Origin of the sequence: Mucilaginibacter sp. OK098 (genome assembly GCF_900142915.1) — a bacterium.
Taxonomy (GTDB): domain Bacteria; phylum Bacteroidota; class Bacteroidia; order Sphingobacteriales; family Sphingobacteriaceae; genus Mucilaginibacter.
The window spans coordinates 424,492-446,001 of the sequence record NZ_FRCM01000006.1 but is presented as its reverse complement, the minus strand read 5'-3'; the positions used below and the strand labels follow the sequence as shown (position 1 = coordinate 446,001).

The 21,510-nt window shown below is 41.0% G+C and carries 16 protein-coding genes; 8 read left to right on the top strand and 8 right to left on the bottom strand.

Annotated features, from left to right (window positions below; all coding sequences use genetic code 11):
• Positions 1 to 100: 100 nt before the first annotated feature.
• From BUE31_RS21795 to BUE31_RS21780, 4 genes are all read left to right on the top strand, one after another.
• Positions 101 to 2,482, top strand: a complete 2,382-nt coding sequence (locus BUE31_RS21795; RefSeq protein ID WP_073405959.1) for an ABC transporter permease — start codon at positions 101 to 103, stop codon at positions 2,480 to 2,482.
• Positions 2,483 to 2,593: 111 nt separating this feature from the next.
• Positions 2,594 to 4,966 (top strand): ABC transporter permease, encoded by a 2,373-nt coding sequence (locus BUE31_RS21790; protein ID WP_073405958.1) that lies wholly within the window; start codon positions 2,594 to 2,596, stop codon positions 4,964 to 4,966.
• Between the two features lie 125 nt (positions 4,967 to 5,091).
• On the top strand, positions 5,092 to 7,464 hold the full coding sequence (locus tag BUE31_RS21785) for an ABC transporter permease (RefSeq protein ID WP_073405957.1): 2,373 nt from the start codon (positions 5,092 to 5,094) through the stop codon (positions 7,462 to 7,464).
• A gap of 156 nt (positions 7,465 to 7,620) precedes the next feature.
• A complete protein-coding gene (locus BUE31_RS21780) occupies positions 7,621 to 9,129 on the top strand; it encodes a PA14 domain-containing protein (protein WP_073405956.1) in 1,509 nt (502 codons plus the stop codon).
• A gap of 95 nt (positions 9,130 to 9,224) precedes the next feature.
• Here the strand turns inward: BUE31_RS21780 and BUE31_RS21775 are convergent, their stop codons facing one another.
• Positions 9,225 to 9,635: a BrxA/BrxB family bacilliredoxin gene (locus BUE31_RS21775; protein ID WP_073405955.1), complete on the bottom strand. Its 411-nt coding sequence runs from the start codon at positions 9,633 to 9,635 to the stop codon at positions 9,225 to 9,227.
• 215 nt (positions 9,636 to 9,850) lie between these two features.
• On the opposite strand from BUE31_RS21775, the gene BUE31_RS21770 reads away from it, so the two are divergent.
• From BUE31_RS21770 to ahcY, 3 genes are all read left to right on the top strand, one after another.
• Positions 9,851 to 10,717: a M23 family metallopeptidase gene (locus tag BUE31_RS21770; protein WP_073405954.1), complete on the top strand. Its 867-nt coding sequence runs from the start codon at positions 9,851 to 9,853 to the stop codon at positions 10,715 to 10,717.
• A gap of 15 nt (positions 10,718 to 10,732) precedes the next feature.
• The gene (locus tag BUE31_RS21765) at positions 10,733 to 11,158 is read left to right on the top strand and encodes a bactofilin family protein (protein ID WP_073405953.1); all 426 of its coding nucleotides are present in this window, start codon (positions 10,733 to 10,735) and stop codon (positions 11,156 to 11,158) included.
• Positions 11,159 to 11,350: 192 nt separating this feature from the next.
• Positions 11,351 to 12,667: an adenosylhomocysteinase gene (ahcY, locus tag BUE31_RS21760; RefSeq protein WP_073405952.1), complete on the top strand. Its 1,317-nt coding sequence runs from the start codon at positions 11,351 to 11,353 to the stop codon at positions 12,665 to 12,667.
• 48 nt (positions 12,668 to 12,715) lie between these two features.
• Here the strand turns inward: ahcY and BUE31_RS21755 are convergent, their stop codons facing one another.
• Together BUE31_RS21755 and BUE31_RS21750 are read right to left on the bottom strand one after the other, a co-directional pair.
• Entirely contained in the window at positions 12,716 to 13,735 is a 1,020-nt protein-coding gene (locus BUE31_RS21755) for a hypothetical protein (RefSeq protein WP_073405951.1), read from the bottom strand.
• 124 nt (positions 13,736 to 13,859) lie between these two features.
• Positions 13,860 to 16,661, bottom strand: coding sequence for a sensor histidine kinase (locus BUE31_RS21750; RefSeq protein WP_073405950.1), 2,802 nt, complete (start codon positions 16,659 to 16,661; stop codon positions 13,860 to 13,862).
• Positions 16,662 to 16,857: 196 nt separating this feature from the next.
• Between BUE31_RS21750 and BUE31_RS21745 the strand changes: the two genes are divergently transcribed.
• Positions 16,858 to 17,484, top strand: coding sequence for an RDD family protein (locus BUE31_RS21745; RefSeq protein WP_073405949.1), 627 nt, complete (start codon positions 16,858 to 16,860; stop codon positions 17,482 to 17,484).
• A gap of 65 nt (positions 17,485 to 17,549) precedes the next feature.
• Here BUE31_RS21745 and BUE31_RS21740 read toward each other — a convergent pair whose 3' ends face one another.
• The 5 genes from BUE31_RS21740 to BUE31_RS21720 all read right to left on the bottom strand — a co-directional run bounded on the left by BUE31_RS21740 (position 17,550) and on the right by BUE31_RS21720 (position 21,473).
• Positions 17,550 to 18,188 (bottom strand): RDD family protein, encoded by a 639-nt coding sequence (locus tag BUE31_RS21740; protein WP_073405948.1) that lies wholly within the window; start codon positions 18,186 to 18,188, stop codon positions 17,550 to 17,552.
• A gap of 97 nt (positions 18,189 to 18,285) precedes the next feature.
• The gene (locus BUE31_RS21735; RefSeq protein WP_073405947.1) at positions 18,286 to 19,278 is read right to left on the bottom strand and encodes a LiaI-LiaF-like domain-containing protein; all 993 of its coding nucleotides are present in this window, start codon (positions 19,276 to 19,278) and stop codon (positions 18,286 to 18,288) included.
• 39 nt (positions 19,279 to 19,317) lie between these two features.
• The gene (locus tag BUE31_RS21730; protein WP_073405946.1) at positions 19,318 to 19,947 is read right to left on the bottom strand and encodes a PspC domain-containing protein; all 630 of its coding nucleotides are present in this window, start codon (positions 19,945 to 19,947) and stop codon (positions 19,318 to 19,320) included.
• A gap of 23 nt (positions 19,948 to 19,970) precedes the next feature.
• Positions 19,971 to 20,675 (bottom strand): SDR family oxidoreductase, encoded by a 705-nt coding sequence (locus tag BUE31_RS21725; RefSeq protein ID WP_073405945.1) that lies wholly within the window; start codon positions 20,673 to 20,675, stop codon positions 19,971 to 19,973.
• 297 nt (positions 20,676 to 20,972) lie between these two features.
• On the bottom strand, positions 20,973 to 21,473 hold the full coding sequence (locus tag BUE31_RS21720) for a GtrA family protein (RefSeq protein WP_073405944.1): 501 nt from the start codon (positions 21,471 to 21,473) through the stop codon (positions 20,973 to 20,975).
• Between the last annotated feature and the right edge of the window lie 37 nt (positions 21,474 to 21,510).

Genomic DNA, 21,510 nt, shown 5'->3' with positions numbered 1-21,510 from the left:
GGCTATGAACTAAAAGTGAGTGATTAGAGACTAGAGATCAGAGATTAGTTAAAAAAGCTTCGGCTATGAACCATGAATTATCAACCATGAACTAAATAACATGATAGAGAACTATTTAAAAATCGCCTGGAGAAACCTCATTAAAAACAAGGTTTCCTCTTTGATCAACATTGGCGGCCTTGCCATGGGGATGGCCGTAGCTATGTTGATAGGATTATGGATCTGGGATGAGCTGTCATTCAATAAATATCACCAGAACTATGACCGTATTGCAGAGGTAATGGAGAAGGACGTTTATAATGGTACCGTGTACACGGGCTCAACCATTCCGCTGCCGCTGGATGCAGAAATGCGCAAAAATTACGGCAGTGATTTTAAGCACATTGCAATGACCTCCTTCACCGAGAAGCACATTTTAAATATAGGGGATAAAAAAATATCGTACCCTGGCGCTTTTATGGGTGCTGAAGGCCCGGAAATGTTTTCGCTCAGGATGCTTAAGGGTACCCGCAACGGATTGAAAGGATATTCTTCTATGCTGATCTCGCAATCAGTAGCCCAAGCATTATTTGGGGATACTGACCCTATAAACAAAACCGTAAAGCTTGATAATAAAGACAGCTTTAACGTTTTGGGAGTTTATGAGGATCTGCCGCGTAACACTACTTTTCACGATGTTGCATTTATAGGGCCATGGGACTATTACATAAACGCTCCAGGTAATGGAAGGTCGCTGACCGACTGGAGTGACAACTCATTATTTATGTATGTGCAGATAGCTGACCATGCCGACATGGCTAAGCTCTCTGAAAAGATAAAAAACATTAAGCTGAACAGGATCGGAGCAGACCAGGCGCGAACCAAACCCGCGATGTTTTTGCAGCCTATGAGCAAATGGCATTTATATTCGGAGTTTAAGAATGGTATAAACACAGGGGGCGCTATTCAATATGTGTGGCTGTTTGGCATTATTGGTGTGTTTGTACTCATGCTGGCCTGTATCAATTTTATGAACCTGAGCACCGCACGCAGCGAAAAAAGGGCAAAAGAAGTAGGCATCCGTAAAGCCATCGGGTCTTTAAGAGGGCAGCTGATCAGCCAGTTCTTTTGCGAATCGTTACTTATTGCGGTACTGGCATTTACATTCTCAATCATACTCGCTGTACTTATTTTGCCGTTTTTTAACAATGTGGCAAATAAAAATATGGCCATTTTGTGGAGTAGCCCGCTGTTTTGGATGGCCGGCGCAGGTTTTACTTTATTTACAGGATTAATTGCCGGCAGCTATCCTGCCCTGTACCTGTCATCCTTCAAGCCGGATAAAGTATTGAAAGGTACTTTTAAAGCCGGGCGCTTTGCAGCTCTTCCGCGTAAGGTGCTGGTGGTATTGCAGTTTACAGTGTCAGTTGTTTTAATCATCGGCACCATTATCGTTTTTAAGCAGATCGAGTTTGCCAAAAATCGCCCCGTTGGATATAGTAGGGATGGCCTGGTTAATATTGAAACAACAAATGACGACCTGCATAAGCAATTTAATCCGTTAAGGGCAGATCTGCTGAAATCGGGTGCAATAACAGAAGTGGCGGAATCATCAAGCTCCACAACCGGGATAAATAACGACCGTGGCGACCTTGACTGGAAAGGGAAGGACCCTGCTATGGTTTCCTCTTTCGGCTATATAGGCGTTACCTCCCAATATGGCAAAACAGTGGGCTGGAAGTTTGCTGACGGAAGGGACTTTTCCAGCCAGTTGATTACCGATTCATTAACCATTGTATTAAACGAAGCCGCCGTTAAATACATGGGACTTAAAAATCCGGTTGGAGAAATAGTAAAGGTTGGGAAAAGGTTCCTGACCGTAATTGGTGTAGCAAAGGATATGGTGATGGAATCGCCATATGAGCCTGCTAAACAAACCATTTTTTACCTTAGGCAGGGCTCTTTCGATGATGTACTTATAAAGATCAACCCCCAAATAAGCGCTCATAAGGCACTCAGCAAAATTGAAGCGGTTTGCAAAAACTATTCCCCATCAGTTCCATTTACTTACAAATTTGCTGACGACGAATACGCCAAAAAATTCGCTAACGAAGAGCGGATAGGTGAGCTGGCAAGCGCCTTTGCAATACTGGCTATTTTTATCAGCTGTTTAGGTTTGTTTGGCATGGCATCTTTTGTGGCCGAGCAGCGCACCAAGGAATTAGGTGTACGCAAGGTATTGGGTGCAACAGTTTTTGGCCTGTGGCGATTAATGTCAGCCGATTTTGTGGCGCTGGTGATAATCTCGCTATTAATTGCTGTACCCACAGCACATTATTTTATGTATAACTGGCTGCAGCACTACACTTACCGTACTGAATTATCATGGTGGGTATTTGCATTAACCGGGGCAGGAGCTATCATCATAACCTTGCTTACAGTAAGTTACCAAAGTATTAAAGCAGCCCTGATGAACCCGGTGAAGAGTTTGCGCTCAGAGTGATTAGAGGTTAGAGATTAGTTAAACAATACTTCGACTATGTACCATGAACTATCAACCATAAACCCGCAGGCACCAATGAACTATTGAACAAGTGAACCAATGAACTAAAACATGATAAAGAACTATTTAAAAGTGGCCTTTCGTAACCTGGCGAGGAACAAGGCCCATACGTTTATTAATATGGCGGGTCTTTCTATTGGGCTTGCCTGCAGTTTGCTTATTTTGCTTTGGATACAAAACGAGCAGGATGTGGATGCGTTTCATAAAAACGGGTCCCGCTTATACCAGGTATATGAGCGTCAGTATTATGATAATAAAGTAAACACCCAGTATTATACACCCGGTGTTTTAGCCGCCGAGATGAAGCGGCAGATCCCTGAAATAACGTACGCAACCAATGCCGTTTTTTATGAACAGCATACTTTTAAGGTTGGGGATAAAGTTTTTAAAATAGAGGGGGGATCGGCTGATGTGGACTTCTTTAAAATGTTCAGCTTCCCATTAATACAAGGCAACACGCAAACCGCTTTAAGCAATCCTTCAGGGATAGCCATATCACAAAAAATGGCAGTTGATTTTTTCGGCAGCCCCCGGCAGGCAATGGGTAAAACAGTCCGTTCCGATAACCAAAAGGATTTTGTGGTTACCTCAGTATTTGAAAATGTTGGCGCAAATTCTTCTATAAAATTCGATTATCTAATCAATTGGTTCTCATTTTTACAGGATAACCCATGGGCAAAAAAATGGGGTAATAACACACCATATACCTATGTTCAATTACAGGCCGATGCCAACCCCAGCCTGGTTGATAAAAAGATCACACACTTTTTAGAGAACCTGGATAAAGGTGAAAAAAAAGGAACTTTTACCCAGGAACTTGGCCTGCAACTGTTTGACGAAGTTTACCTGCACGGCAATTTTACCAACGGAAAAGTTGATGGTGGCAGAATTGGCTATGTACACTTATTCAGCATTGTAGCCCTGTTCATCCTGCTGATAGCCTGTATCAATTTCATGAACCTTACTACCGCACGTTCGGTTAAAAGGGCAAAAGAAATAGGTGTCAGGAAAGTTGTAGGCGCCTTACGAAGCGTGCTCATTAAACAGTTCATCAGCGAATCGGTATTGCTAACCACCATAGCAGTAATGGTTTCCCTGGTTATGCTGACCGCTTTATTGCCTGTTTTTAACCAGATCACCCAAAAACAAATTGAGCTGCCCTTTAACCAGCTAACATTCTGGTTAAAGTTGCTGGTCATTACATTGGTTACCGGGATAGTTTCGGGGAGCTATCCGGCCCTGTTCCTGTCGTCATTTAACCCGGTTAAGGTGTTAAAAGGAACACTGAAGCTCGATTCGGGCACCACAATGTTTCGTAAAGGCCTGGTGGTGTTCCAGTTTGTGCTTTCTGTGGTATTAATAATAGGTACCGTTATTGTTTCGCGGCAGGTTAACTACATCCAGTCCATCAATCTTGGGTTCAACAGGGATAACCTTGTCTATGTTCCTTTGGAGGGAGATCTTGGCAAAAATTATGAAGTGTTTAAAAATGAAGCGCTTAAAATGCCCGGCATAAAATCAATAACCCTAAGCAGTAACGCGCCTACGGCAATAAGCAATTCCACGGTTAATGTTGAATGGGACGGAAAGGACCCTAACACCAATGTATCCTTTAGCAATGCGGCTGTTGGATATGATTTTATCAGCACCATGAAATTAAAAATGGTTGCCGGTCGTGATTTTTCAAAGGATTTTGCCACTGACTCTGCAGGTTATGTTGTTAACGAGGAGGCTGTAAGAAGATTAGGATATACAAGCCCAATAGGCAGAGCTTTAACCATTTGGGGCAACAAAGGGAAGATAATTGGTGTTGTGAAGGATTTTCATTTCAGTTCGCTGCATGATAAAATTAAACCTTTGATATTGTATTACGGAGAAAAGGCAGGCAGTGGAATTGCGCTGGTAAGAACCCAACCCGGAAAAACCAAAGAAGCTTTGGCCAGTTTGAGAAAACTTTCAAAAGAATTGAACCCTAACTTCCAGTTCTCCTATACGTTTTCAGACGATGAATACAACAAGCTGTATGACAGCGAGCAGATTGTAAGCAAGCTCTCTGATGCATTTGCATTCCTGGCTATTTTTATATCCTGTTTAGGGTTATTAGGCCTTGCTATGTTTACTGCAGAACAAAGGGTACAGGAAATAGGAATTCGCAAGATCCTTGGCGCAAGCGTAACATCATTATTTGCATTGCTATCGGCCGAGTTTTTATGGCTTGTGGTAATTGCATTATTAATTGCTATCCCCGTTGCCTCATATGCAATGGACTATTGGCTTCGGTCCTTCGCCTATCATACACCTGTACAGTGGTGGATCTTTGCGCTTTCGGGAGTTTTAATCATCCTCATCGCGTTAGCAACCATAAGCTTCCAGGCAATAAAAGCGGCGTTGATAAATCCGATAAAAAGTCTGCGTTCCGAGTGATTAGAGGTCAGAGACCAGTTAAAAAATGCTTCGGCTATGAACCACGAACTAAAAATGAGTGATTAGAGGTTAGAGACCAGAGATTAGTTAAAAGAGCCTCGGCTATCAACCATGAACTAAATATTATGATAAAGAATTATTTAAAAATCGCCTGGCGCAATCTTATTAATAATAAGGCGCATACTTTTATTAACATGGCCGGCCTTTCGGTTGGGTTGGCCTGCAGCTTGCTGATCATGCTTTGGGTGCAAAATGAATTAAGTGTTGATGCTTTTCATAAAAATAGATCCCGTTTGTATAATGTATATGAGCGGCGGTACTTTGACCATAAAATTTCGGGGCAGTATAGCACACCAGGGGTATTGGCAGCAGAGATGAAAAAGGTATTTCCTGAGGTGGAGTATGCTGTTAATGCGGTATACAAGGAGACAAATACCTTTATGACCCGGGATAAGATATTAAAATTACAGGGAGCTGCGGCAGATGCCGACTTTTTTAAGATGTTCAGCTACCCACTTGTTCAGGGCAGTGTACAAACCGCGTTAAGCTCACCGTTAAGTTTAGCCATTTCGCGAAAAATGGCTGAGAGTTTTTATGGCAGTCCGCAGGCGGCCATAGGCAAAACTATCCGTTTTGAAAATAAGAAAGATTTTACGGTAAGCGCCGTATTTGAAAACCTGCCCGTCAATACCTTCGCGAAATTTGAATATGTAATTAACTGGAATGCTTTCCTGATAGAAAACCCGGGGGCAACAGAATGGGGCAACAACTGGCCGCAAACAACCGTAATGTTTCATGCAGGTGCTAACCCGGTATTGTTTGAAAAAAAGATAACTCACTTTTTAGATAATTACGATACAGGCCAAAAGAAAGGGGTTTTTACCACGCAACTTGACATACAACGATTTGATGAAAAGTATTTACATGGTAATTTTGCCGGCACTAAATTTGACACGGGCAGGATTGAGTATGTACAACTGTTTAGCATCGTGGCTATTTTTATTTTATTAATAGCCTGTATAAACTTCATGAACCTTACCACCGCCCGTTCTGTTAAACGTGCACGGGAGATAGGGATCCGTAAGGTAGTTGGGGCCGTGCGTTCTGTTTTGATCAAGCAATTTATCGGCGAATCATTGCTGGTAACTTCATTAGCGGTTATTGTTGCATTAGGATTGTTGATATTGCTGTTGCCTTTGTTTAACCAGGTAACCCAAAAGCAGATCGGATTACCATTTGATCAGGTCGATTTTTGGCTAAAACTGGCAGGTATCACGCTGGTTACCGGCCTGGTATCAGGCAGCTACCCGGCCTTATTTCTTTCATCATTTAACCCGGTTAAAGTTTTAAAAGGCGCACTTAAATTAGATTCCGGCACCACATTATTTCGTAAAGGACTTGTAGTATTTCAGTTCGTACTTTCCGTTATCATGATTATCGGGACTGTTATTGTTGCCAGGCAAATGAATTTTATCCAATCCAGGAACCTGGGCTATGACCGCGAAAACCTGGTTTATATGCCGGTAGAAGGGGAGCTTAAATCACAATATACGGTTTTTAAATCTGAAGCTTTAAAAATGCCGGGGATAAAATCAATAACAGTTTCAGGGTCAAACCCCACTATAATTGGTAATGGTACGGTTGGTGTTGAATGGACAGGGAAAGATCCCAACGTCAGTATCCGTTTTGCACAAAATGCGGTTGGATATGACTTTGTAAACACCCTGAAATTAAACCTGCTGGCCGGGCGTGATTTTTCCAAAGATTTCCCGACAGATACTGCAGGTTATATCATTAACGAAACAGCAGCAGAAAGGATAGGGTATACCAACCCGATTGGGCAACCATTAGCGCTTTGGGGGCAAAAAGGCAAGATCATTGGTGTGCTCAAAGATTTTCACATTAATTCCATGCATGAGCCGATCATCCCGTTGGTCCTATGGCTGGGAAAAAATGATAATTATGGCAATTTACTGATCCGCACAGAGCCGGGTAAAACCAAAGAGGCATTAGCCAGCCTGGAAACTCTGAGTAAGCAAATTAACCCGTCGTTTCCATTCACTTATTCTTTTTCAGATGAAGAATATAAAAATCTTTATATTAGTGAGCAGATAGTGGGTAAGCTGGCCAACGCATTCGCGATGCTGGCTATTTTTATTTCGTGCCTGGGCTTACTTGGTTTGGCTATGTTTACTGCCGAGCAACGGGTTAAGGAAATCGGGATCCGGAAAATATTGGGTGCCAGCGTAAGGTCCCTGTTCACGCTATTGTCATCAGAGTTTTTAGTGCTGGTAATTATTGCCTTGCTTATTGCATCGCCCATAGCCTGGTATGCAATGAATAAATGGCTTCAGGGCTTTGCCTACCACACACCGGTACAATGGTGGGTGTTTGTTTTATCAGGTGGCTTGATCATATTAATAGCTTTAGCAACCGTAAGCTTCCAGGCCATAAAAGCGGCTTTGATTAACCCGATAAAGAGTTTAAGGAGTGAGTAGATAAATTCAGACGTAGGGGCGAATTGCATTCGCTCTGTTCGCGATAACCTGCGGACTGTGTGCACACAGTCCGCTTTTTTATATTTATAAAAATTTTTCTGCTGTAACCATTTGTATCCATTTGCAGTCTTATCTTTAATCAAAATGCGTATCATCATGAATAATAGATCCCGCCTTTTTTTAGCCATTGCATTAATATTTAGCCTTTTTGGCCGCACCTATGCGCAAGACATGCCCGGTAAGCGCGATTCTATCAACTCGGCTATATTAAATGAAAAAAGGGTTATCCAGGTTGTTTTGCCCGAAAAGTATAAGCCCGGCAGTACCGATAAATATGATGTGCTTTACATCCTTGACGACTGGAATATAAAATTAGGATACGATATACAGCGTTTTATTGAAAACGAGCACAGCATGCCGCCAACAATCATCATCGGCGTGTTAAATACCGACCGCGATAAAGATTTTTTACCGACCCATTCCAACGGTAACAAAACATCAGGCTCCGCAGACAAATTCCTCAAATTTTTTAAGGACGAGCTAATACCCTATATCGATAAAACTTACCCTGCTGGTGGCGATAATACACTTTTCGGCCATTCATTCGGCGGCGTGTTTGTTACCTATGCCCTGTTAAATGAGCCGCACCTTTTCACCAATTACATTGCAGGCGACCCAAGCTACTGGTGGGACAATGGCATAATGCTTAAGCAAGTTAAAGAGAAATTGCCTTCGCTGGCAAATAAAGGAAAAACGCTTTACATAGGCGGCCGCGAAGGACAGGGCATGAAGGAGATGAACATTAACCCGATGGACAGCCTGCTAAAAAAAGATGCGCCTGCCGGTTTTAAGTGGGTAGTAAACGCGTATCCCAATGAATCTCACGGTACAGTAAGGTTAAAAAATTTTTACGACGGCTTAAGATTTGCCAATAGTGACTATGGCGGAAAGCCCATAATGTTCCATCCAACCAGCGGCATTGTGTTAAAGGATAAACCGATAAAGATTTGGTATTTTGATGATACCACAAAGGTACATTATACACTGGATGGCTCACAACCTTCAATGACATCGCCGCTTGTAAGGCCCGAGTTAGAATTGTCGGGCCCCGCGACAATTACCTTCCGGAAGGTTACAGGGCGCCCTAAATTCGACAAAACAACTACCGGTGAATTTAAAGAAGGTTCCTACCTGGCAGCTACGCCGCTCAGGAAAAATTATAAGCCCGGCGGCTTTAATTATGCCTATTACGAGGGCGAATGGGACAAGCTGCCCGATTTTAAAACTTTAACACCTGTTAAGGAAGGTATAGCCGACAGCACTTTCAGTATAGATAAGCTACCCCGTCAAAATAATTTTGCAGTGGTTATTGACGGGCAATTTGAAATTAAGCAGGAAGGCTATTACATTTTCGGAATGTCATCAGACGACGGTTCAAAGGTATATCTTGGCGACAAGCTGATAATTGATCTCGACGGCCTGCACGGCGATGATGTAGAGCGGTCATACATCGTTCCGTTAAAAAAAGGCTTTTACCCCTTGCGGATAGCATATTTTCAGAAGGATGGCGGCCGCAAGCTTGAACTTGTGTACGTTACCCCTGATAACATCATGAAAAAAAAGCCAACACCTATTCCGTATGCATTGCAGTACGGGCGTAGATAAAGGGGGCTTTGTAAGTCTCAGTAAATTTGCCATTACAAACAAAAACCCGGCTCACAATCGCACGCCGGGTTTTATTTTATAGGTATAAAAATTCTTTAGCAATACTGCTCAAACGCACCAATAAGGTTATCGGCAATCATTTGTGCCGGGCGACCTTCAATTTGATGGCGCTCAATAATATGAACCAGCTTGCCGTCTTTAAATAAAGCCATAGCAGGTGATGACGGTGGATAAGGCAACATATAAGCACGCGCTTTATTAACAGCATCAGCTTCCATACCTGCAAAAACTGTTACCAGCCTGTCAGGATGTTTTTCGCTTTGCGCGGCCATACGTGCAGCGGGGCGCGCATTAGCAGCAGCACAACCGCAAACAGAATTAACCATTACAAACACGGTACCTTCGCTTTCAATGGCTTTGGTAACTGCATCAGCATCTTTCAACTCTTCAAAGCCAACCCTTGTAAGTTCTTCCCGCATTGGGGTTACTAAATATTCTGGATACATCTTTCTCTTTTTCTAAATTTCAAAACAAAAATAACAAATGATTAGCAGTTAAAATTTAAAAATAAGAATAATAACAATTTACTGACGTTTCATAAGGGTATTAAAACCGGCTGGGTGCTGAAAAAATGGTTCATTATAGCATAGTTTTAACAAAAACATCATTTTGTTTTTTTAACCCTATTACTTACCTTGCCGTCCCTAATTAAATAATTACGATGAAATTGAAACCGTCTGACGTAAGTACAGTTATTATTGTAAATAAGAATAAAGAAGGTTCTCAAACATTACAGATCAAAACAAAACATATCAGCCGGATTAAACATTACCTGCTTGGTGTTTTAGCGGTAATTACCACCCTTACCTTGTCTGTAATTTACTTGAGCCATAAAAACCAGGAGCAGGAAGAAGAAAAACAGCACCTTGTAGCGCAGCTTATAAAACTTAAGGGTGAAGTTCCCGCGCCGGATATCCAGGAAAAGAAAGCAAACACTGCCCAAAGCTATATCCAATCAATCGAGGTAAAGCTTAAAACCATAAATGATTATCTTAAAAAACGTGGTTTAAAAGGGTTTGCAATTGGCGCGGTTGGCGGTAATGGCAATGCCGAAGCTGCTAAGCTTACTGACGAAGAAACATACTCGTTATACGACGAATATTTAAATCGCCTGGTACATACTGTAGCCTTTACGCCAATGGGCTACCCGCGGGTTAGTTCACTAACCTCGTATTTTGGCTACCGCAGCGATCCATTTAACTCGGCAAGCGCGGAATTTCACCCGGGTATTGATTTCAAAGGCAACCGTGGTGATGAAGCCAAATGTACTGCTACAGGCAAAGTTGTTTTTGCCGGGCGCTATGGGGGCTATGGCAATTGCGTACGAATAGAGCACGCTAATAATTTTGAAACATTATACGGGCATCTTTCGCGCATTTCTGTGAAAGTGGGGCAGGAAGTTACCGTTGGCCAAAAAATTGGCGAGGTGGGTTCAACAGGGCACTCAACAGGTAACCATTTGCATTATGAAGTGCGCAAAAATGGTAAAGCAATAAACCCTATAAAATTTCTGACACTTAATAATTAATAACCGGAACAAACCATGGCATTATTTTCAAAAAAAGAGAAAGTCGCATTGGATTTGCAATCCATATCAACATTGATAAGTGAGGGGTCTGTTTTTGACGGAAACCTTAAAGCACCCGCATATACCCGGATTGACGGGCAGATAACCGGCGATGTAACGGTTGATGAAGGCCTGATACTGGGCGAAAAAGGATCGGTACTGGGTAATATTATCACCAAAGAAATGGTTGTTTACGGCACTGTAAATGGCAACATCCAAACAAATACCCTCGAAATTAAAGCCACCGGTAAAGTTACAGGCGAGATATTGACCCAAACCCTTACTGTTGAAAACGGTGCCGTTTACAATGGAAGCCTTTCCATGTCTCAAACCAATAAGCCGGCTCAAGCCAATAAATTGCCCAGGCACGAACAGAAGGTTCTTGAAGCATCAATTGATTAAGTACTACTGATTGTTAATGGTGCATTATTCCTTGTGACGAATAATGCCCTTACTTGCTTTGGTGAATAAGGGCGCTATGGCAATTCTTATGTCATAAACTGGCGTGATCAGCTGCTTATGTAGTTAGCTTAATCAACCAAATTTCATTTTGATAAACCTATCAGTTACCTTTGCAAAAAAAACTTAAAAACTATGTCATCAGTAGAGACCGTTTACACCAAGTACAAAGTAAAAGACTTTTCATTAGCCCAATGGGGCCGGAAAGAGATTGAATTAGCCGAAGCAGAAATGCCGGGCTTAATGGCCTTACGTAAAGAGTACGGCCCATCAAAAGCATTGAAAGGCGCCCGTATTGCAGGCTGCCTGCACATGACCATCCAAACCGCCGTATTGATCGAAACATTGATCGAACTGGGCGCTGAAGTTACCTGGTCGTCATGTAACATTTTCTCAACCCAGGATCATGCCGCCGCTGCAATTGCTGCTGCAGGTACCTCAGTTTATGCCTGGAAAGGTATGAATGCTGAAGAGTTTGACTGGTGTATTGAGCAAACCTTATTTTTTGGCGAAGCCCGCAAGCCATTGAACATGATATTGGATGATGGGGGCGATTTAACCAATATGGTTTTAGATAAATATCCCGAGCTTGTTGCCGGTATTAAAGGTTTATCAGAAGAAACTACTACAGGTGTACACCGCTTATATGAGCGTGTTAAAGCCGGTACGCTGCCAATGCCTGCTATCAATGTAAATGATTCAGTAACCAAATCAAAATTTGATAATAAATATGGTTGCCGCGAATCATTGGTTGATGCCATCCGCCGTGCTACTGATGTAATGATGGCCGGTAAAGTGGCTGTTGTTTGCGGTTATGGTGACGTGGGTAAAGGTTCTGCCGATTCATTGCGCAATTCGGGTGTACGTGTTATAGTAACTGAAATTGACCCTATCTGCGCTTTACAGGCAGCAATGGAAGGCTTTGAAGTTAAAAAGCTTGGCACTGCTATAAAAGAAGCTGATATTGTTGTTACTGCAACAGGTAACAAAAACATCGTTCGTGAAGAGCATTTCCGAGCGCTGAAAGACAAAGCCATCGTTTGTAACATTGGCCACTTTGACAATGAAATTGACATGGCCTGGTTAAACGGTACTTATGGTAATACCAAAATTGAAATTAAGCCACAGGTTGATAAATATACCATTGATGGTAATGATGTCATTATTTTAGCGGAAGGCCGTTTGGTGAATTTAGGTTGTGCAACCGGTCACCCAAGTTTTGTAATGAGCAACTCGTTCACCAACCAAACTTTAGCTCAATTAGAGCTTTGGAATAATGGCGCACAATACGAAAACAAGGTTTATACCCTGCCAAAACACCTTGACGAAAAAGTTGCCCGCTTACACCTTGCCAAAATTGGCGTTGAGCTGGAAGTTTTAGACCAGGATCAGGCTGAGTACATTGGCGTAACTGTTGATGGTCCGTTTAAACCTGAGTATTACAGATACTAATTGAGGTAAAAGCTTAAAGGTAAAATATACGAGGGCATGGTTTTAGGATCATGCCCTTTTTTTGATCGCTTGCGCAAATAATTCAAAATCATCAATATTCATTAAGATAGAGCTGGCTTCTTTACTTGCGCCGTACAGTTTATCAATCTTAATGGGTTCTTTAAACGTGATAAGCAGATTGCCGCCTTTTTTGGCTATGCCGCCCTTGAAAAAGAGATCTGCCGAATGATGATCATTGGTAATTTTCTCCGCAGCGCTAATGTTGTTTAAATTAGTGCAAGCCCGCCAGCGTAATCCTGTACGTAAAATTATCTGTTCGTCGTTTATCAATACCTTTCTTTTAATAACTGCAGACAGATCAGCAACAAAGAAAATAACACCGTAAAGCGACAGGATGGTAACTATATTAGCGGCCATATGGCTCCATTTCATTAATAAAAAATGAAATGCTGTAATTTCTACCATAACTGCCAGTAGTAAAATACACCAGATAGCAACATAACCAAACTCTTTGTGAGTACTGAAAGAGCGGCTTGCTTTTAATGCCGGTGTTTCCTTCCTCCAAAAAAGCAAACCATACCTGAGTACAGCTAACTCCGACGCTATTACTTTCACAGCTACTGATTCGCCCATAACTTCGGCCATTGCGGTGCGCAAATTATAAATAGGATCGGTTAATATAAGTTGATTGGCTTTATAAGCTTTTCTTAATTTATTAAACTTAGTAACAGCATAAATAATAAAGAGGAGTTCGGCTACAGCGGTAAGCTTACGGATCTGCAGTATGTATTCCTTTTGCTGTTGAGGTAATACAAGGTAAGCAACCCCGCAGCATAAGCTGACAACAAGAAGCATCCGCTTGGCTGAAAGTTTTAATGGGCGTACTATTATAAAATAGAAAAGCACAGGAAACGTGATCACAAAATCAGCCAGCAAACCATTGGCAATTTTATTTTTAACTGATAGCGGAACTGTATGAAGCATGAATGTCCCGCCTAAAAATATCAATAAAGCTAAAACTGTGATCAGTATAATGTTTCGGTTTGATTTGAGTAGGAATGCTGCCATAAATTAAGTAAAGATAAGGCCCTTATTGATGCTTTAGCACATTTAATTCTCTATTTGTTTCGTTTATAAATTAGCCTGGAAAGCTGAATTTTTTTATGTCTTTTGGGACAGATCCACGGCACAATTAAAATACAATGGTAAATGTTGTCCCGGCTCCCGGCTCACTTTCAACGCTTATGTTGCCACCAAAGGTTTCTATTTGTGTTTTGGTCATAAATAACCCAACGCCCTTGCTATCATACCCGGTATGGAACACGTGGTTGAGTTTAAATATATTGTTTGCGTGCCGCTTCAGGTCTATCCCCAGCCCGTTATCGCTAAAGGCTAGCGTAACCCTACCTTCGGTTATGGCCGAGGTGATATTTATAACAGGCGGTACATCTGTCTTGCTGTATTTTAACGCATTGCTAATCATATTATAAAATATACTTTCGAGGTACATTTTTGGAAACTTCATTGCAGGCACTCGGAAATCGGTATTGATAATTGCGTTTTTTGAAACTATCTGCCCGGTTAACATCTTTTCTACATTGATTGTGAGCTCTTCAAGATCGCAATTATCATAAGGCAAATCCTGATTATTTCTTACCTCAAGCACTTTCATCAATTCATTCAGTGTTTCAATAAGAGTGGAACTGGATTGTTTCAGCATTTTTAAATAATCAGATCTTTCTTCTTCCGAATTTGATTCTGCCATCAGATCCAGTATCATATCAATGCTCCCTGCAGGCCCGCGTAAATTATGTGCTACGATACGATTAAAATCCTCAAACTGGCTTATGCGGTTTTCGAGGTCGAGCGCTCTTTTATATTCATCAATATCGGTACATGAGCCAAACCATTTTACAATTTTTCCTTGCTCATTTTTCATTGGCAACGCCTGGCATAAATGCCATTTATTGATCCCGTCTGCTGCTCTTTTAAATCGTATCTCCGCCTGGTAGGGTATGCCCATCAGCAGGGATTCATCCCATGCCTTCAAATGTTTTTTAAACCCTTCAGGGTGCAGCACCGGTTCCCATCCCTTTTCCATAGTTTCTTCAAAGGTCATCCCGGTAAAATCAAACCAATGCTTATTGTAATAGTCAAAGTTCCCATCCGGATTGGCAGTCCAGATCATCTGTGGAATTGAATCGGCCAAGAATTTAAATTCCCTGATCTTTTCTATCGTTTTATCCTGCTGTTGAATAAGCTCAAGTTGTTCAAGCAGTACCAGGTTTAATTTTTCCTGGGTTTCAAGCGATCTTTGTAGGGCAAGTTCGCCCGATTTATAATCATTGATATCCTGAAAAGTACCGTAAATCCGTTTACAAAAGCCGTTTTCAAATTCAGCATTACCAATTGATCTTACCCAAATTTTATCACCCTTTGCTGTAACTATCTGCCGCTCTTCGCTCCACGGTTTACCTTCATTAATAGCCAGGTTAAGCGTACTCCGTATCTTTTCGCGGGTTTTTTCATCGGGATAAAAATTAAGTACTGATGCCAGGTCAGGCTCATAACCGGGGTCAACACCATGGATCTCTTTGGTAACAGACGACCAGTAAATACTTTCTTTTTCAACATCATACTCCCAGCCGCCAACCCGTGCAACCTGGTTGGTTTGCTCAAGCATATGACCGGTACGCTTTAAATCTTTTTCCAACTGGTGCCTGTTAGTAATGTCCATACCATTAACAATTACATAAGGCTCGCCGTTAGTGCTATTTTCTAATACATTATTGTATAACCATATTCGTATAGATCCATCCCGTTGCAGGCTTGAAGTTTGCCCCTGTAAATTTCCTGCTTCTTTAATATTAATAAGGTAGGCATCAACAGCATGGCGACGATCCAGCGGGCTAACATCATACAAAGTCATTTTCATTATTTCGTCCCTGGCATATCCTAAAACTGCTGCACCCGCATTGTTTATGGATAAGAACTTACCTTTCATATCATGCGTAAACATCATGCCAAGTGAGTTCTCAAAAAACACCCTTTGTTTTTCTTCGCTGGCGGCGAGCTGCCGCTCTTTTAATATTAACTCGGAGACGTCACGGCCTATCCCGAATATATTCCCTGTTGATGGTTCAGGGGTAGATGTCCACTCAATAGTCTTGTATTCGCCGGTGATGGTTTTAAAGCGCTGTAAAAAGTTAGCAGTGTCTTTCCCTCCGGCTAATTTTTGCAGTTCTTTTACGGTGTTTTCAATGTCATCAGGGTGGTAAAACTCGAAGGATGATGTATTTAAAAGGTATTCTTCGCTCCAGCCAAATATTTTTGTAAAAGCAGGGTTTATCTTTTTAAAAAAGCCATCTATCCCGCCAACAAAAACCAAATCATTTGAGAGGATGAATAGCTTTTCAAAATTTCGTAGTTCCTCCCTTAATCTTCGCTCAACTATAAGAGAAATCACCTCATCTGCCAGCAGTTTAAGCGCTCTTTTTTGTTTACCGGTTAATACTTTTGGCTGGCTATCTATCACACATAATGAACCCAGCGCATAACCCTGCGGATCAACCAGGGGATACCCCGCATAAAAGCGGATACCAGGGCCACCGGTAACTAAAGCGTTATTTTTAAAACGCTCGTCTTTGGTGGCATCCTCTACTTCAAAAATGCAGGTATCCATAATGGTGTACGCGCAAAAAGCAAGGTCGCGCGAGGTTTCCTTTGCATCAATACCCACTGTTGATTTAAACCATTGCCGTTTTTCGTCAATAAGCGATACCAGCGAAACCGGAGCATCACATATTATGGCTGCCAGTTCAGTAAGACGGTCAAATTCAGTTTCGCTTAGGGTATCTAATATTCCATAATTATGCAGGGCCCTTAAACGTTCCTTTTCATTGTGGGGTACCGGCATACTCATGGTCTTTTGACGCACCTGTGTTGATTTTACGGTTGATTTTTTGATGGTCAGGCTCAAATCATCCTTGTTCAATAAAAATAAACATTTTATTTAACACATAGTTTGTTGTTTTGTCCGGCTTATAATTTTCCGGATAAAAAACCACAAAATTTAAGGGCTTTGCTATTAATCGTTTTAACTTTACAACCATTGCTGTTCTTTTATCATACAATAATAAAAGAACAAAATAACCTGTTATTTTTATACCCTGAACGGTACTTGATTAAACATGAATAACCAATATTATATTTTAGTAGACAACGAGCAAAGCGGCCCCTTTAGTTATGATGAATTAACAGAAATGGACCTTGACGTGCATACAAGAATTCTGTCGCCATTAGCCGAGAGCTGGCAGGATGCTTGTGATCTGCCTGAATTTTATCCATATTTTGAATCGAGAGGGATCTATTTACCTACCGGGGATAACCTGGCCTCGTTTGGATGGAGGTTTTTAGCCTGGATTTTTGATTACCTGGTTGTTTCGTATTTAACCAGCTTTGTTGTGAAAGTATTGGCATTACAAAAGATAATTCCTGTTATACAATCATACGAAGCTTTAATAAAAGAACCACGTGTTTTATTAATATTACAGCTCAGCTTCAGCCTTACGTTAATTCTTTATAATTCAATTTGCGAGGCATCACCCATGAAAGGCAGCCTTGGCAAAAAATTATGCCGCATAGTGGTGGTTGATATTGATGGCATGAGGCTCGGCTACTTAAATGCACTGTTACGGAGTGTGGGCAAGGCAGTGTCTATCCTTATACTTTATACCGGCTTTTTATCCATATTTTTTAGTGAACACCGCCAGGCATTGCATGATATGCTTGCCAAAACTTATGTAGTAAAGCTTTAGTTTTTAAAGAGTTCATAGTTGATGGTTCATAGTTCATGGCTGCTGCACCTTTTGCTATGAACTCTTCAAAAAAGCCTGTCCTTCATCACCAAGGTACTTGCAATCATATCATGAAGGCATTGCTGTTGCTTATTAAAAAAGCTGAACAGGTATCCTATAAAAAGGGTGAGCACTGAAAATAACTTGGCGAGGTTTCTGCCGATAGCCCGGCCCGGGCTTATGCGGTAACCCTGCATATCGCCAACTTTTATTTTCAGGATCTGCTTGCCATAAGTTGCCTGCTTTACAGAGCATTCCATAATTATATGATAGATAAGTTTTACTAAGGGTATAACACCAAAAAGACTGAATACTACTGCAAGGCGCGTAGCCTGATCCTTAACAAACAGGGATAATATAAATGCCAATACAATACATACGCCCGCAACAAAAAACCAATCGAGTGCAGAAGCCATCAGCCGCTGATCAAAACTGCCAAAATACTGGGGAACAAGCGCCTCGCGGTTAAAACCTAAAAGCTGGCGCAATTCGGCAATTTCATGAGCTTCCTTATAATCGTCCATATCGGCGGTTTTTAAAAAATCGCCTGGTTTTATTTTACGTTCTTTTAACTGCTCAACGCTGAATGGCCCTTGGGGTTTGCCACTGATGACAAGGAAGTACGTATTGGAAGGTTGAAATGTTGTATTGTTGGAAGGTTCCATGCTTATCAAAGTTAGGTTAAAACCTGTAAAAAGCTGAAAGGCTGTAATGTTTATTTCAACATTACAGCCTTTCAGCTTTTTAACTTTACAACGCTACTTAGTACCTGCTAACTTTAAAGTCAGACAGGCCTCCGCTAATGTGGATATGTATTTTGTTTTTGGCTGATGCAAAACCTGGGGTTTCGTAATTATTATCACTGGTTTTATTAAATCCGTCAAAATGATTATCAGACAAGCCCGAATCAGTTTCAATGCTGCAGGCTGCATTTTCAGGAATCTTAACATCTACCCCTGAAACGCCGGTTGAAATATCAACATTTGTAAGGAGCAAAGGGGTGCCTAATTTTATGGTAAATGCAGCAGCACCGCCATGTAATTTAAGCGACCGCACTTTAAACTTTGAAAGATCGAAATCAACACTGGCAGCCCCTGTTTCTACATTTATATCCCAGACCGGATTTTGATTTAACCGCATTTGCGCTTCATTCTTGTCCGAATCAAAATGAAAGCCTTTATGATCTTTCATTTTAAAATTAACTACATAAATAGAATCATCTTTATTGGTCGAAAAATCATACCGGCCGCTATCGTCCCTGGTTGAGGCGCTAAATAACTGGTTGGTAGTATCGGTTATTTTATAAGCTGTTCCACCCCCGCTTATATTTAAGCGTGCAAGCTTGGTAGCGGCATTAAAAGGCGCATTAAAGGCCCCGTTTCCGCTCATTTTAAAATCCGTTTTAGTGCTGTCGTTACCATCATCATCATTATCATCGCTGTTGTTGTTATTGTTGTCATCAAAATCATCGCTATGAAAGCTGAAATTATGACGGGGCCAAAAGTTATAACGTTCGCCAAAATTTCCAAAGAATAATAAACCAATGCCAACAACCAATACAGTTATTTTTATAATTGTTGCCCAAATTGTTTTGTTATGGGCAAATACAAGGTTTACACCGGCAATAACTAAAAATATTGGCCAAAGGTGAAATATATTATACAAACGGAAATGCAGGTATCCAAAATTACCCAGCAGGATAGCTGCTCCTATAAGTACCAGGATAACACCCGGAATTATTTTATCGTTTTTCATCTTAATATTATTTTAAGGTTAGCCCGTTAGGGAGCTTAATTAAACAGTTGGGGTGTTATCGGTTGTTGGCGTTGCCGGATCTTCAACGGCCGGGTCTTCTTTTTCGGCTGTTTCGTTCAAGTCCTTTTTACGCCATTCTTCTCTTTTTTGACCGGATATAATGAGCGAACCGCCTACTATAACCAATACTATTGGCCATAACTTACCAAAGTCAAAATCGGGGATCAGATCATACTCATCAACTAGGATTGCTGCCCCAATAACAATGAGTACCAAACCTATTATAATACCAGCATGTGATTTTTGTTTTGGTGCAATATTTTCTGTTGGGTTACTACTGAATGGATTGCTGCCATAAGTATTATCGCCAAACGGATTGCTACCGAAAAGATTACCACTTTGTTGCGGGTTATTAAACTGCCCGGCAGGTTGTTGCGGCGGAACGGTATAGTCGACTGTTGGATTATTGTAATTATTATACATGAAACCCTTTCTTGGTAAAACTATCCATAAAATAATGTAAGTACCAAAACCCACACCCATTATAAAAAAGGTGAAAGCAAATAGCAGGCGCATAACAGTAACATCCATCTCAAAGTATTCTGCCAGGCCCGAACAAACACCACCAAATACTTTGTGGTATTCATCACGATATAGTTTTTTGTTCATTTTATTTTGTTTTTAGAGTTGATTTATATTTGACCGAATGCCGGTTTTATTACAATTTCGTCAACATTAGCCCCGGCGCTCATTTTATAAATATTTACAATAGCCGATGAAATGTCTTCTGGTAATACCATTTTATCTTTATCCACCTCCATGCCCTTCCATGAATCTGTTAATGTTGAGCCGGGTATAATGGCGGTTACTTTTACCCCGTATTGTTGCATCTCGGTCCGCATTACTTTATTAAGACCTAGCAGCGCAAACTTTGTTACACTGTATGTACCTGCCTCAGCAATAGGGTTTAATGAAGCCACGGAGCAAATGGTGAAGATGTGGCCCTCGCGTGCTGCTATCATGGTTTTACCAAAATAACGATACAATTCGTAAGCAGGCATCAGGTTGGTATTTACATGTTTATCAAGTGTGTCGTCTGCATCATCCAATATGCTGGAGTGTTCATAAATGCCAGCGTTGTTTACAATTATGCTGATAAATCCCAGGTGCTGTTCTGCTGCCCTCGCAAAATCCTGTAGCTGTTGTTTTACGCTCACGTCCACTACAGCGGTAAAGATCTTTATATTGGGGTTGATAGCTGATAACTCATCTTTAAAGGCTACAAGATCCTCGCTGTGCCTTGAGCAAATGGCCAGGTTAATCCCTTCCTTTGCGAAAGCTATTGCTATTGCCCTGCCCATGCCTTTTGTTGATGCTGTTATTAGCGCGTTTTTCATTTGTTTCTTTATTTAATGTTTGAAGCTGAAATGTTATATGTTAATACTGCAAACAATAATATCTAAAAATCCCAATGTTATTATACATCAAATCTAATTTATATATCAAAAGACCGATTATTGCTTTTGGTAAAGCTGGTTAAATTTTCGGTAAAGCGGGGCAAAAGGGCGGTGAAAAAAGTAGTTGGAAGCTGAAAGCTTGCTAATGCTTTACCGCAAGTTACACTGTACTAAACTCATGACAGCAAAAAGAATGTTTCTATAGGTTTTCACAAAGCGGACCCTGCATCGGGAAACCTATTCCTGAGCCTTGGTCCTAAAGAAGAAATAGGTTTGGCTGCTATAGCTAAAAATAATAACCAAAGCTGTTGTTAAAATTTTTGACGGAGTAGGGTACCAGCCAAAATAATCGACAAATAATTTTAACAACAAGTAATTGAAAATAACACATATAAAAACAACTGTCAAATACCTAACAAGCTGACTCCTGCCTTTCAGCCCCGATTCCTGGAACACCACATACCGGTTAAGATAAAACCCAGTTGGCAAACTAAAGCAAAAAGCAAATACCAGCGATGCAATGTGCGGACTTAAAGTAAAATGGTCGATATCAAAATTGTGCTTTTTAAAAACCAGGTTATAACCTATCGAAAAAAGACTAATGTCAAACAAAGTATTTGCACCACCCGCTGCCGCATACCTGAATGTTTGTAAGGGAATAATTTTTTTAAATGGTGAATAAAAGAAATCAATAGCTGATAAAATGAATTGCCTTAAGGAATGATGGATGTGTTTCATTTATACCGTATTTTTCTGCTATAGTGTTCCAAATGTA

What these genes read in the sequence shown, in the direction of transcription:
- BUE31_RS21795 (WP_073405959.1), top strand. Translation starts at nt 101, where the DNA reads ATGATAGAGAACTATTTAAAAATCGCCTGGAGAAACCTCATTAAAAAC.
- BUE31_RS21730 (WP_073405946.1), bottom strand. Translation starts at nt 19,947, where the DNA reads ATGAACAAAAAACTATATCGTGATGAATACCACAAAGTATTTGGTGGT.
- BUE31_RS21755 (WP_073405951.1), bottom strand. Translation starts at nt 13,735, where the DNA reads ATGGCAGCATTCCTACTCAAATCAAACCGAAACATTATACTGATCACA.
- BUE31_RS21790 (WP_073405958.1), top strand. Translation starts at nt 2,594, where the DNA reads ATGATAAAGAACTATTTAAAAGTGGCCTTTCGTAACCTGGCGAGGAAC.
- BUE31_RS21775 (WP_073405955.1), bottom strand. Translation starts at nt 9,635, where the DNA reads ATGTATCCAGAATATTTAGTAACCCCAATGCGGGAAGAACTTACAAGG.
- BUE31_RS21735 (WP_073405947.1), bottom strand. Translation starts at nt 19,278, where the DNA reads ATGAAAAACGATAAAATAATTCCGGGTGTTATCCTGGTACTTATAGGA.
- BUE31_RS21745 (WP_073405949.1), top strand. Translation starts at nt 16,858, where the DNA reads ATGAATAACCAATATTATATTTTAGTAGACAACGAGCAAAGCGGCCCC.
- BUE31_RS21720 (WP_073405944.1), bottom strand. Translation starts at nt 21,473, where the DNA reads ATGAAACACATCCATCATTCCTTAAGGCAATTCATTTTATCAGCTATT.
- BUE31_RS21725 (WP_073405945.1), bottom strand. Translation starts at nt 20,675, where the DNA reads ATGAAAAACGCGCTAATAACAGCATCAACAAAAGGCATGGGCAGGGCA.
- BUE31_RS21765 (WP_073405953.1), top strand. Translation starts at nt 10,733, where the DNA reads ATGGCATTATTTTCAAAAAAAGAGAAAGTCGCATTGGATTTGCAATCC.
- BUE31_RS21770 (WP_073405954.1), top strand. Translation starts at nt 9,851, where the DNA reads ATGAAATTGAAACCGTCTGACGTAAGTACAGTTATTATTGTAAATAAG.
- BUE31_RS21785 (WP_073405957.1), top strand. Translation starts at nt 5,092, where the DNA reads ATGATAAAGAATTATTTAAAAATCGCCTGGCGCAATCTTATTAATAAT.
- ahcY (WP_073405952.1), top strand. Translation starts at nt 11,351, where the DNA reads ATGTCATCAGTAGAGACCGTTTACACCAAGTACAAAGTAAAAGACTTT.
- BUE31_RS21780 (WP_073405956.1), top strand. Translation starts at nt 7,621, where the DNA reads ATGAATAATAGATCCCGCCTTTTTTTAGCCATTGCATTAATATTTAGC.
- BUE31_RS21740 (WP_073405948.1), bottom strand. Translation starts at nt 18,188, where the DNA reads ATGGAACCTTCCAACAATACAACATTTCAACCTTCCAATACGTACTTC.